Raw genomic sequence first — 12,696 nt, 5'->3', positions numbered from 1 at the left:
ATTGATTATTTTTCACCTAAAACGATAGTAGCCTGGCCCAAACCTTTGGTCATCAATTTGTTTGTGATCGCATAAGGTGGTTTTTTAAGGAAATCCTGAAGGCCTTTTATGAAGCCGCGGGCATCGATTGATTTTCCGTTAGCGTCTGCCAATGGAATGCGGACTTGTTCGAAAAGCATCATGTTTTCAGTAGAATCGGTGGTGCTGAAACGGCCTTTTACGGTATTTGCCGCCATCCAGTCTTCAATGACTGCGCTGAGTTCTTTTCCGCCGAATTCGGTTTCGAGATCATCAGCCCACGAGTCGAATTTTTTGATGCGTACGGTGATTTCGCGTCCATTGGCAAACAAATCGTCGAAATGTTTCTGGAGTTGGGCGTTGAAATTGTCAAGATGTGCCAATACCGCTTCTTCCAGTAAAACCGGCAATTCTGCTGAGAAAGATGGCGCGCCTGTACCTTGTGCGCCGGCAACCTGTTTGTCTGTGTAAGCATCCAATCCTTGCAAGTTGAACGTTACCGATTTTTTTGGGCCGGTGGTATTTAGTGTCCAGGTCAATTGCATGATGATGTCGGCTTTAGCGACTTTTTTCAATTTGTCGATTGGATTTTCAACAACTCCGGAGCCGGTTTTTGAAGTCAGCATCGAATTTTCGGCACTTTCACTTTCAAGGGATTTCATTGCTGCGCCCATGTCTTTTAGGGGAAAGCCGCGTTCCGCCATCATCGTGTTGATTTTTCCGATGACCAAAAGAAGGTCGGCATTTTCCTGGAATGCTTTTTTGTAATCCGGGATTTTGGTTTTCGTTCCCTGGTTGTCAAAAACCATCATGTAACCGTTTGTATTGCACCAAACATCACTTGGAACCACCATGATCGTTGGTTTTTTAGCTTGTGCAAAAGTGAAAGACATGCTGAAAAATGCGATCAGGACTAAAGCATTTTTTATAATATTTTTTTTCATTTGGATAAATTTAAAAATTAGAAGCCTGAGCTTAATCCTCTTACTACGCCGGATTCTTCGAGGTATCTTCTCAAAGCATCTTTTGAAACCGATACGATCACGCCGATTTTGTACTCTTTGCCTACTTTTACGCGGTCGGCCGCGTCGATGTTTCCATCGGAAGATTCAGATACATATTTCATGTAATCGCCGCCATCCGCAAAAAAGCTCTTGAAAAAATCGGCTTTTTCATCTTCGATGTTTGGGCTAGAAGCCAATGGTTTCTGGGAAACACAACCTTGTGCGCCACCGGAAAATCCCTTGAAGATGATTCCGTGGACTGCATTTTTCTTTGCTTGCGTCACTGCGAATTTTGCGTTTTTTGAATACGACCATACTTTGATCAGATAGGTTCCGTCGGTGCCGATGCCGGCGCATTCGATTTCATAGCGGAATGCTTCGGTGGCTTTATCGGCTTTTTTTTGTTGTGCATTGATTCCGGTAGCGGCGATCAGGAACACAAATAATAGTAACAGTTTTTTGTTCATTTTGCTTGTTTTTATGTTGAATTCTATTGTTTATTTTCCTTTTTTCTGAACGATCAGCATGCCTGGGAAAAATTCTTTTCCGCTGACTTTTTTGAAGTAAGTTTTGTCGGTTTTGTTGTCCGGATTTTCATCTGCTGCGCCGTAACGGTTGTCCCAGATCGGGAAACTGTCATCTATTTTGATGCTTCCTACGACCACATATTTGGTTTTCCCATCGGCATCCTGTTGTTGTTCCATGACGTCGAATTTTGATTTGTCGGAAATGCCTTCTTTGAGTCCGATTTTAGCAGTTATTGGTTCGCCGGTAAACAATGGCGTTTTGGTTTTGAATTCGTCGTGCTCTTTCTGAAGCTTTACGATTACGGCATCAATGGCTTTATTTGTTGCTCTTTCGATAAGCTGTTCGTTTGTTTTTTGTGAGAAGCTTGATGATTGTACGTCGGCCCATGAAACATCAGATCCAATGTATTCGAGTTTGAAGATTTTAGAATCGTCGAATGCTTTTTTTCTTTCAGGTGTGATGGTTTTGTCATCTGCCCAGTAATCGTTGTAGAAAATGGCTGCGGTTTCTTCATTCCAAACCAGGCGGAACAAGTGTGCTGTGGTTTTCACGACATAGCCTTTTCCGGCGACGTTTACGGCTTCTGTAGCGTTGCTTGCCATTTCGTTTGCGCCTGAAACGCCCGCTGCCGCTCCGATATTTCCTGCAAGGGACATGAATCCGCCGGCTTTTTTGGCCACTTCTTCTTTGGAAACATATTTGAAATCATTTACAAGAATGAAAGTGTTTTTGATCAGGTCTTCACCGGCATCTGAAAGCATGTCAAGTCCGCGTTTGCTGGATTTTGCTTTTGCAATGTCAAGTACAGACGCATCGTAGCTTCCGCGTTTTTTGATCAGTTCCATGTCGAAACCACCTTTTGCAGATCGGTCAAACCATTTGGCCACAACATCTCTTGCGATGTTGTTGGCTTCCATAAAAGTGATGATGTTTGCCGATTCATCCTTAGCATCGGTGGCCGGGATCGTACGCAATCCTAAATTGTGGTTGTTGAATTTTTCCTGATCCGGGCCGTTGAGGAAAGAATTTCTAATGACATCTGCATAAGAGCGCGAATTGTCGTCGATCATCATTTTGTAGAGCGAGCTGCGGCGGTACTTTGAATCAATTTCGGGATTTTTGGACTGCGCATGGATTTGCACTGCGGCCAGAAGTGTCAGGCCTAACAAGGTAAATTTGTTCATTTTATTGTTTTGTTTGTTTTGGTTCTAAAAATTCTTTTTTGGATCTAAATAGGATAGGGGTGAACCTGAATTGCGTAGGAGGCAATAATTCTAAAAGAAAAGTTAAAAACAAAAATATAAAAATTAATTTAACATAAAAGCTTTTGCCTGCTTTTATAAGATTATAATTTTTTGAATTTTGATCGTTAAAATGAACAAATTGTTAATCAGGGGTTTCTATATCGCTGGATGCCCGCGTTAACGATGGAGGCGGTATCGTTTTGCTGAGGAACGAAGGAAAACATATAGCCGAGAGCGTGGCCCGGAGGGAAACGCCCAAATAAAAAAAAGCGCCTGAAATTCAGACGCTTTTAAATATAAATGCAAGGATTGATTATCCTAAAGCTACTCTTTTGAAACCTGTAATTTCAACTTTTGATTCTTTAACATAATCACTCACTTTTTTGCTGTCATCTTTGATAAAGTTCTGATCCAACAAAGCTTTTTCCTGGTCTAAAGTAGTGTTGTCAGAGATGAAACGTTGCATTTTACCCGGAAGGATTTTATCCCAGATTTGTTCTGGTTTGCCTTCAGCTTTTAATTCAGCTTTAGCGTCTTCCTCAGCTTGTTTTAAAACTTCTTCAGATAATTGCGCGTAAGAAATGTATGTAGGAACATTTTTCAATGTTTTCCCTAAACGTGTTGCTTCTTCATTTTCTTTTTCGATGATAGCGATACGCGCTTCCGTTTCAGATGCAACGAATGCAGGATCAAAATCTTTGTAAGATAAAGTGTCGGCTCCCATTGAAGCGACTTGCATAGAGATGTCTTTAGTCAATGCTTCAGCGTTGTCTACAACAGCAGAAACCGCTGTTAGAGCAGCAATTTTGTTGATGTGAACATAAGATCCAACGAAAGCACCTTCTAAAATTTCAAAACCACCGATTTCAATTTTTTCACCGATAACACCAGTTTGCTCAATTAATTTTTCAGCAACTGTGATTCCATTAAAGTCGGACGCAAGGAATTCTTCTTTAGTAGCGAAGTTGATCGCTTTTGCAACCAATTCTTTAGCTAAAGAGACGAAAGATTCATTTTTACCTACGAAATCTGTTTCGCAGTTTAAGGTTATGATAGCGCCTTTAGTTTTATCGGCGTTAACAAAAGCAGCAGCTGCACCTTCTGAAGATTCACGGTCAGAACGGTTATCAGCAACTTTTTGTCCTTTTTTTCTGAGGTTTTCAATGGCTTTGTCGAAATCACCATCAGCTTCAACAAGTGCTTTTTTACAGTCCATCATTCCTGCACCTGTTTGTGTTCTTAATTTATTTACGTCTGCAGCAGTTATAGTTGCCATTGTTTGATATTTTTAAGATTATAATTTGTTTAAAAGTAAAAATTCCAGTTTCGAAATTCCAAACTCCAATTTTATCAAATCGTCAAATTTTCATTTGGGATTTAGTTGGATTTTGGAATTCAAAAACTGGAATTAATGTTTGGTTTTATTCTTCAGTTTTAGTTTCAGCTTCTGCAGCAGGAGCTTCAACTTCTGCAGCCGGAGCAGCTTCTGCAACTGGCGCAGCTTCTGCAACTGGCGCAGCCACTTCAGTTTTTTCTGCAGCAGCAGTTTCCATGCCTTCAGCATCTTCAGCCGGAGCGTCAGAATTTCTGTTTGCCAAGCCGTCAATAACGGCAGCAGTTACTAAAGATAAAATTTTATCGATTGATTTAGAAGCGTCATCGTTTGATGGGATCACGTAATCCACTTCACGCGGATCAGAGTTCGTATCCACCATTGCGAAAACTGGAATGTTTAATTTTTGAGCTTCTTTTATGGCGATGTGTTCAGCTTTGATATCTACTACGAAAAGTGCAGCAGGTAATCTTGACATATCAGCGATAGAACCTAAGTTCTTCTCTAATTTTGCACGAAGACGGTCTACTTGCAAACGCTCTTTTTTAGAAAGGGTCATGAATGTACCATCTTTCTTCATTTTATCAATAGAAGCCATTTTTTTAACAGCTTTACGGATGGTTACGAAGTTAGTCAGCATCCCACCAGGCCATCTTTCAGTGATGTAAGGCATGTTTGCAGCTTTAGCTTTTTCAGCAACGATGTCTTTTGCTTGTTTTTTGGTAGCAACGAATAATATTTTGCGACCTGATGCAGCGATCTTTTTCATGGCTTCGTTAGCCTCTTCAATTTTAGCTGCAGTTTTATACAGGTTGATAATGTGAATTCCATTACGCTCCATGTATATGTAAGGAGCCATGTTTGGATCCCATTTTCTGGTCATGTGTCCGAAGTGAACACCAGCTTCCAGTAATTCTTTTACGTCTACTTTGTTTGCCATTTTAAATTTTTTAGTTTACGTTCTGTTGAATTAGCAATGTGTTTTTTCGATGTCAGATGTAACTCTTTCAAATCTTCAACCCATTTAGATGCTAAACTAATTTCCCGGAGGAAGCAACAATAACTTTTTAATAATTTGTGTAATAATTCGAGTATTAAACGATTAACGTTTAGAGAACTGGAATCTTTTACGTGCTTTTTTCTGACCGAATTTTTTACGCTCAACCATTCTTGGATCCCTAGTTAATAAACCCTCAGGTTTTAAGATCGCTCTGTTTCCTTCGCCAACTTCACACATTACACGTGCCAAAGCCATACGTACCGCTTCTGCCTGTCCTGTAGAACCACCTCCGTAAACATTTACTTTTACATCAAAGTTTGCAGCGTTGTCAGTCATCTGAAGCGGTTGCATTACTTTGTACTGTAAAGTAGCTGTTGGGAAATAAGTTGCGAATTCTTTTTTGTTTACCGTGATTTTTCCAGTTCCTTCAGAAACATAGACACGGGCTACAGCAGTTTTTCTTCTGCCGATTTTGTGAATTACTGCCATTACTTAAGATCGTTTAGGTTAACAGTTTTAGGTTTTTGAGCGCCTTGTTTGTGCTCTGAACCTACAACAACATTTAAATTTCTGAAAAGTTCTGCTCCCAATTTGTTTTTAGGCAACATCCCTTTTACAGCTTTTTCCACTAGGGTTGCAGGGTTTTTCGACTGCAATACTTTAGCGGTTAAAGTTCTTTGTCCTCCTGGGTAACCGGTGTGACGCATGTAGATCTTGTCGTCCATTTTGGTTCCTGTAAGGTTGATTTTTTCTGAGTTGATAACAATTACGTTATCTCCACAGTCGACGTGTGGTGTATAACTCGGCTTGTACTTGCCTCTCAAGATCATTGCGACCTTTGAAGCAAGACGACCTAAGTTATGACCTTCGGCATCAACAACGATCCACTCTTTTGTAACGGTGGCTTTGCTTGCTGATTGTGTCTTGTAGCTTAATGCGTCCATAATATTATTTTAATTAAACATTCCATCCCCAATAAAGGGGTTGCAAAAGTACAAATAATTATTTTAAATGCAAACACCTATAAAAGATTATTTTAAGTGCTGAAAATCATCATAAATAAACACAAAAAAAGCCACCTTATAAAGATGGCTTTGGAATTTATGAGACGTATATATTATACGATGAATAAATTGGCAATATCTACAACTTGTTGTGTATTTAGCGGTTCGTCATAAGCTTCTGTTCCGGCGCCTGGGCCAAATTGTGTCGCAGTGTTAAAACCTGCCTGAAGCGTTACATTTTCTCCGTTGTAAACGGCCTGTGTGGCTTCGGGCATTCCTGCTCCTCTTTCAATACCAGTGATCCATCCCTTTAATCCACGAATTCTTCTCACTTCAGAAGCGTGTCTTGCTTCAACAGAGTGAATTTGTAGCGCATACTCTAAAAGTTGTGGTTCAGAAATTAAATTTCCTGCTTGTCCTTTATATGCTCTAACGCCGGTGTCTTCGAAAGCCTGCGCCAAAGCAAGAAATTGCTGATAGGCTGTTGCTGCGCCAATACCATTTTCATTAAATGGATCAAAAGCACCGCCAACAGTAAAGTCAAATGTTGGTTTTGCAGGAACGTTTGCTGCTCCTGGGCCGCCTAATCCGTTAATTAAAAAAGTAACGTGCGATGCTTCGTGTTTTGCAATCTGCTTGAAAACTTTTTCTTCTCTACCGCCTCCTGGGATTACTCCCGAAGCCAAACCTTTTGCATAGAATTCGTTTTCAAGGTATTCCAAAGTCAGCGCAAATTGCAATGCCCCAACTGGTGTTGCAGGTGTTGGCCCGATATCGTTAGCAAATGCTTTAGAACTTACAGCGGCAAGTCCAAACGGAATTGCAGCCAATGCCATATTTTTACCAAATTTTCCAAACTGGCTAAAACTTTCTCTTCTTGAGCTGGTACCAGTAGTCAAAGTTTCGCTGGTAAAAGCTTCTAAAAATTTTATTATATTCATGATGATGCTTTTTTATGGTTATAATTATGGTAAAAATTGTGCTGTAAATGGGGTGCTAATGAATCCAGCAGCTACCGGAATAATCGCTGAAGGTTTTTTTGCAGCGTCAAGTCCATTTGAAGGTGCAACAATATCATCTCCTGCGAAATCTGCAGAGTCAGGGCGGATCAGGCTTCTGATTGCAGAAGCATGTCTTGCTTCAACAGATACAATTTTTCCTGCCAATAATAAATAATCAGGATTTGTGATATAACGTCCTGCGCCATTATAGGCGGCGACACCAGTATCTTCGAGCGCTTTGGAAGTTGCTAAAACCTGGTCGCGGTTGCTGAAATTCAGCGTTCCGTATTTAAATTCTAAAGTAGGAAGCAAACGTGCGCTCGGGTCAAGGCCTGCAGCGGTTAAAGCCCCGGTAATGGCAGCTTTAAAGAAATCCCTGTGGATTAATTCATGTTTGTACAAATCTGTAAGAACAGTTTGTTCTGTAGAATTGAAAGTAGACGCAAAGCCTGTTGCATTTACGACTTTGGTATAAAAGTCTGCTTCAAGTTGCTCTAAGGCATAGGCATAAGAAAGAATTCCCAAATCTCCTGCTCCCAAATCGAAAATGCCATTTCTGACTCCGGGCAATTGATCGTCTGTGATTGGACCAGTTGCGTCGTCGTCGTCGCTACATCCAACCGCCATTAATAATCCTGCGCCTACTACGCCAAGACCGCTGATTTTCAAGAAGCTTCGTCTATCCGTAAATGCCGGATTCACTTCGTGAACGTTTACTGTGTTTTTCATAATTAAAACATTTAAGGTTAATAATCATACAATTTTTTGGTTGTTACTGATAATGATTATATTTGTGTTCATTAATAACCGGTTACCAAAAATCATATTCGAATTATTTGGCCTTTTGGTTTTATTTTTATTGGTTTTGTAAAGGTTGGTTGTTAATCATTTATTTTTATTCTATAATTTCACAGTTTTTTTGTACAATTTACATTCACAAAATCAGACCTAAATGAAAGAAAAAGCGACCTTAAAGCAAATTGCAAAAGAACTGAATGTATCGGTTTCTACTGTTTCCAAAGCGCTGAACGACAGTCCGGAGATCAGTGAACCAACAAAAATAAAAGTCCAGGAATATGCCAAGCTTAAAAATTATAAGCCAAACATTATCGGGCTTAACCTTAAAAATAGGAAGACCAAAACCATTGGAGTTATCATTCCAAATATCCTAAATCCGTTTTTTGCCAAAGTGTTCAGCGGAATTGAAAAATTAGCAGAAGAAAAAGGCTACAACGTATTGACCTGTATTTCAAACGAATCACTCGAAAAAGAAATCCATACGCTCGAGATGCTCAGCAATGGAACCATTGACGGTTTTATATTGTCAATTTCCGAAGAAGCACAGAAACTCGGCGAATTCAGCCATTTCAAAGAAATCATTAACGACGGAACGCCCATTGTCATGTTTGACCGCATCACCGATGAAGTGGCTTGCGATAAAGTAGTTGTTGACGACTTTGATTCGGTTGTCAATGCAACAAACCATTTGATCAAAACCAATTGCAAGAACATCGCATTTCTTTCAGCGATTGATGATCTCAGCGTTGGAAAATTGCGTGCCCAAGGGTATGAAAAAGCATTAAAGGACAACGGAATTTCGCTGGATAAGGATTTGATCGTTCGTGCCAACAATTCTGAAGAATTTGACTTCCAATTGCAAAAACTCATCGACAACCAAAAGATCGACGGCATTTTAGCGATCGACGAACATGCATCAACCATGGGAATTAAAGCCGCACTTAAAAAAGGTTACAAAATTCCCGAAGAGCTTTCAATTATTGGGATTGCAGACGGAGTTTGGTCTAAAAGATTGACGCCGAGTTTAACAACGATCAGCCAACACGGCCCGGAAATTGGCGAGGCTGCAGCCGATTTACTGATCAAAAAACTTGAGAGCAAAGACGAAAATTACACATTTAAAACAACAGTCATCAAAACCGAATTGCGCCAGCGCGAATCCACAAAGAAGTTATAATTTCACGATCCTGAAGATAAAATTTTTCTCAGCAAGTACTTTTTGCTCTGAAATCCATTCAAAAGCCATTTCATTTTTTAATGCGATGGCTTTTATTTTTTCGATCTCGCAATCTTCCGATAAGATCATGTAAGTTGCATTTTCCGGATGTAGAAAATCAGGAAGTTGCCTGAAAAGATTCTCGAAATATTCAAAATTTTCCCCGCAAAACCAAGCGTTTTCACCAATGTTTTTTGGCGCTTTCGTATAATAAGGCGGATTGATCACAATAAAATCAAACGTGCGGTTGACCAAATTGTCAAACAAATCGGAATGCAAAATTTCGAGTGAAACCCCATTTTCGGCTGCATTTTTCTGCAAAGCGTCTAAAGCTATTTGATTGATATCTGTTGCCGTTGCCGTTGCGCCTTTTTGCGCTGCCAATATCGAAATGATGCCGCAGCCGCAACCCAGTTCGAGAAATGTTTTGCCTTTCAGCGGAAGTGTTTCCACAAATTCCAAAAGCAATTTCGTACTGATTGTAATAAATGGCGGAAAAACCGTTGGCTCGACCAAAACTGAAATATTTTTATACGAATAGCGTCTGGCTTTCGCCAAATAGACGCGGCTGGCTCTTTGCAGCAGTGGTGAAATAATGCGTTTAATAATTGCTTTCATATCATTACTCCGAATAAAATCCCTCAATTTCCGGCTGTCTGTACTTCCAGAATTTATGCAAAGCCTTGATCTCATACGGATAATGATAAAATCCAGATTTGTATCGAAGTCCGGAAATGCCCTGCAGCAATTGTTTCTTCAATCCGCGGATCCTGAAATCGGAAACCGTAGGATAATAACCGTTTAGAACCGTTTCAAAATTCCGGATCGTATCGATCATGTATGGCTTCAGCCACGGCGTGAGCGGATTTTTCCGCAAATCGAAATTTTCCCAGCTCGGCGAAATCCATTCGTCAAGCGTTTGCGGAAATGAAAATCCGGCATCTAAAATCTGCTTGTACAATTCAGAACCTTCCGTTGGAACCGGGCTAAAAAGGTAAATGATGATTTCCGCATTTGGATTGATCGTTTTGATTTCCTTGATAAAATTGATGTCCCACAAAATCTGGTCATAGACTTCTTTTTCGGTTTTTGCAGGCATTCCGAGTACGAACGACAATTCCGGGATAATGTCGGCGTTTTTCATCCGAAGCACAAAATCCTTGATCATTTGCCCGGTTTGCGTGCCACCTTTGTTAATCTGCTTTAGCACCGCATCATTTCCGGTTTCGGCACCGAGAAAAATCATTTTGCAGCCCGCTTTTCTCATTAACTTCAAATCATCATCCGAATACATATTAATGGTATCGATGCGGCCTTCGCCCCAATAACTGAGGTTATCGTTCATGATGAGTTCCGAAAATTCGAGCACGCGTTTTTTGGAAGTGAAGAAATTGTTGTCGTGAAATTCGACTGCATCGATGCCGTGTTTTTCCTTGAAATATTTGACATCTTCATAAATTCTTGCGGCCGACATGCCTTTCCATTTGGCATTGTAAATTGGGACTACCGCGCAAAATGAACACGAAAACGGGCAGCCCATACTCGAATGGTACGACAATGTTTTGTTGCCCATAAACGTTTTCGCCAAGTAATTTTTCACCGGATAAAACGAATCCAGGTATTCGTATGGGAATTTCGGCAATTTGTCCTGATCGAGCAGGGCTTCAACCGCAGTTTTGGTGATTTCGCCTTTGTCGTTTTTATAGATCAGGTTTTTGATTAGGAAAATAGATTCCTGATCGTTCGATTCGATCGCTTTGATGAGTTCGGGAAAAGTATTGTCGCCGGGGCCATTGATTACATAATCGACCACATTTGAATTTAATGCAACTTTGTATTGGTTCGAAGCAAAATAACCGCCCCAGATCGTAATTACATCCGGAAACATTTCCCTGATCTTTTTCGTAAACGGAATCGCCTGTCGCAATTGCGGGCCGGGCATTACCGTAGACCCGAAATATTTGAATTCGCCTGTTTTGAGGTAATTTTCAATCGTTTGCCACGGATTTTTTTCAAGATTTCCATCCACAAAAACATATTCGTATTTGCCATGGATCGCCGCGCCGACCTGTAGGATCGAATTTGGGATCCGGTGCTTGCCGTTGGCGCTGCGTGGGTTGAATAGGATGGTTTTATTTTTCAAAATACAAATTTAGCTTAAATAGAAACAATACCATTAGCTGTGCAATTGCGCTTCCAAGAAGTGCGCCTGTCATTCCAAAATCAAAATATAAGAACAAACCGGAAAGAATAGTATTTGCTGTCGCGCCAAAAAATAAAATGACAACTACAGTTTTTTCTTTGTGTGAACGAAATAAATTTATGACTTCTATCCCATATAGGAATGAGGGGAATATGTAAAAAAATGCTATTGTATAAAATAAAAACGAAAGATGCAATCCTAAATAAAAACAAGCGATCAACGTTATGCAACATAAAGAAATTGGAACGAGAACTAATCCAGATATTGCTAATAGATTTCTAGTTTTTTGAATAACTGATTTTTTGTTTCGATAAATATTTTTTGTAAAAGGGGCATAGATCAATGCGGAAAGTGACATAACAAATACAAGCAAACTGTTGATGATTTGATAGTCAGAAGTTGCGATTTTGTTTCCCAAATGCGCTAACAAATAGACATCAACCTTTGAAGCCAAAAAACCTAAAATGGAGAGCACGAAAAATGGAAATGAAACTGTAAAAAATGAAAAATCAGGTTTCAAATTCGCCTTATTAAAAAAGCCGTAAAATAAAAGGAAATAACTGCAACCTTTCAATATCTGGTAGCTACTGTAGAAAATCAATAAGAAATAAAGATCATGTTGATTAAACAGTAGGAAAGCTATACAAAATATTGCGAAGGCAAATAGTTCAATAACGATTGAAGCAGAAAATTTCTTTTCATAAACAATTAGTGCTTCTGTTGATTGCTGCAAATACCGGCCTGAAAGCCATAAAGAGATCCATATTCCAAATGAAACGGGAAAATAGAAGCAAGTTAAAATAGAAAAAAAAATCAATATGGGCAATCGAGCAACAAGGTTTTGTGAATAGGCGACGTTAATTTTCCCAGGTGTTTTGCTAAAAATCCGCAAAAGATATTCTTTATTTCCCCAATTGATGATTTGAGCAGCAAGAAGAGAAAATAACAACAATGGAACAAATGAACCCCAAATTATTTTTGAGCTGTTGTGAATAACTACAAAAGGAACTGTCATTCCAAAAACAGCTATTAAAACCTGCCGAAAAGCATTTCCGGTAATAAAACCAATCCTGTTTATGGTTTTAGTTTTAAGTTGAATTTGACGCAATTGCTTTTGTTTTTATGGGTAGATTAATTTTTAGGCGAAAGGTTGCTTGAAATCTAAATGTTTCAGTAATTAATATTTGCATATTTTTGAAAAAATAAATCCAATGAGGAAAAACTTCAATAACTTTTATAAATTAAATAAAATAGCGACAGTTGTTTTTATTATAATTGTAGTTTTTGCTAAATTTTTTAATTTGGAATCGCGCAGTTTTTCCTTGGATGAACTGTACTCTGTGTGTG

General features: G+C 39.4%; 13 protein-coding genes. 1 reads left to right on the top strand and 12 read right to left on the bottom strand.

The window, feature by feature from the left end:
• Positions 1–5: 5 nt before the first annotated feature.
• The 9 genes from BLS32_RS01805 to BLS32_RS01765 all read right to left on the bottom strand — a co-directional run bounded on the left by BLS32_RS01805 (position 6) and on the right by BLS32_RS01765 (position 7,861).
• A complete protein-coding gene (locus BLS32_RS01805; RefSeq protein WP_245699303.1) occupies positions 6–962 on the bottom strand; it encodes a DUF6175 family protein in 957 nt (318 codons plus the stop codon).
• Between the two features lie 17 nt (positions 963–979).
• Positions 980–1,489, bottom strand: a complete 510-nt coding sequence (locus tag BLS32_RS01800; protein WP_091391592.1) for a hypothetical protein — start codon at positions 1,487–1,489, stop codon at positions 980–982.
• Between the two features lie 30 nt (positions 1,490–1,519).
• Positions 1,520–2,734: a hypothetical protein gene (locus BLS32_RS01795; RefSeq protein WP_091391591.1), complete on the bottom strand. Its 1,215-nt coding sequence runs from the start codon at positions 2,732–2,734 to the stop codon at positions 1,520–1,522.
• A 373-nt stretch (positions 2,735–3,107) separates the two neighbouring features.
• Positions 3,108–4,070, bottom strand: coding sequence for a translation elongation factor Ts (gene tsf / locus BLS32_RS01790; RefSeq protein ID WP_091391590.1), 963 nt, complete (start codon positions 4,068–4,070; stop codon positions 3,108–3,110).
• Positions 4,071–4,215: 145 nt separating this feature from the next.
• On the bottom strand, positions 4,216–5,067 hold the full coding sequence (gene rpsB, locus BLS32_RS01785) for a 30S ribosomal protein S2 (protein WP_091391589.1): 852 nt from the start codon (positions 5,065–5,067) through the stop codon (positions 4,216–4,218).
• A 162-nt stretch (positions 5,068–5,229) separates the two neighbouring features.
• Positions 5,230–5,616 (bottom strand): 30S ribosomal protein S9, encoded by a 387-nt coding sequence (gene rpsI / locus BLS32_RS01780; RefSeq protein ID WP_091391588.1) that lies wholly within the window; start codon positions 5,614–5,616, stop codon positions 5,230–5,232.
• Positions 5,616–6,071: a 50S ribosomal protein L13 gene (gene rplM / locus BLS32_RS01775; RefSeq protein ID WP_091391587.1), complete on the bottom strand. Its 456-nt coding sequence runs from the start codon at positions 6,069–6,071 to the stop codon at positions 5,616–5,618. Before rplM ends, rpsI begins: the two co-directional genes overlap by 1 nt.
• A 173-nt stretch (positions 6,072–6,244) precedes the next feature.
• The gene (locus BLS32_RS01770) at positions 6,245–7,072 is read right to left on the bottom strand and encodes a ferritin-like domain-containing protein (protein WP_091391586.1); all 828 of its coding nucleotides are present in this window, start codon (positions 7,070–7,072) and stop codon (positions 6,245–6,247) included.
• A 24-nt stretch (positions 7,073–7,096) separates the two neighbouring features.
• Entirely contained in the window at positions 7,097–7,861 is a 765-nt protein-coding gene (locus tag BLS32_RS01765) for a ferritin-like domain-containing protein (RefSeq protein WP_091391585.1), read from the bottom strand.
• Between the two features lie 223 nt (positions 7,862–8,084).
• Here BLS32_RS01765 and BLS32_RS01760 point away from each other — a divergent pair, with 223 nt between their 5' ends.
• Positions 8,085–9,107: a LacI family DNA-binding transcriptional regulator gene (locus BLS32_RS01760; RefSeq protein WP_091391584.1), complete on the top strand. Its 1,023-nt coding sequence runs from the start codon at positions 8,085–8,087 to the stop codon at positions 9,105–9,107.
• On the opposite strand, the gene BLS32_RS01755 is transcribed toward BLS32_RS01760, so the two are convergent.
• The 3 genes from BLS32_RS01755 to BLS32_RS01745 are packed head-to-tail and all read right to left on the bottom strand — an operon-like array spanning position 9,102 to position 12,457.
• Positions 9,102–9,764 carry a methyltransferase gene (locus BLS32_RS01755; protein WP_091391583.1) on the bottom strand — a complete coding sequence of 221 codons (663 nt, stop codon included), beginning with the start codon at positions 9,762–9,764 and terminating at the stop codon, positions 9,102–9,104. The genes BLS32_RS01760 and BLS32_RS01755 overlap by 6 nt on opposite strands.
• A gap of 4 nt (positions 9,765–9,768) precedes the next feature.
• Complete coding sequence (locus BLS32_RS01750; RefSeq protein WP_245699302.1) at positions 9,769–11,289, bottom strand: B12-binding domain-containing radical SAM protein; 1,521 nt, start codon at positions 11,287–11,289, stop codon at positions 9,769–9,771.
• A complete protein-coding gene (locus BLS32_RS01745) occupies positions 11,279–12,457 on the bottom strand; it encodes an MATE family efflux transporter (RefSeq protein ID WP_091391581.1) in 1,179 nt (392 codons plus the stop codon). The genes BLS32_RS01750 and BLS32_RS01745 overlap by 11 nt, the downstream gene beginning before the upstream one ends.
• Between the last annotated feature and the right edge of the window lie 239 nt (positions 12,458–12,696).

The organism is Flavobacterium noncentrifugens, assembly GCF_900100375.1.
Taxonomy (GTDB): Bacteria; Bacteroidota; Bacteroidia; order Flavobacteriales; family Flavobacteriaceae; genus Flavobacterium; species Flavobacterium noncentrifugens.
This window is presented reverse-complemented; position numbering and strand designations above follow the sequence as displayed.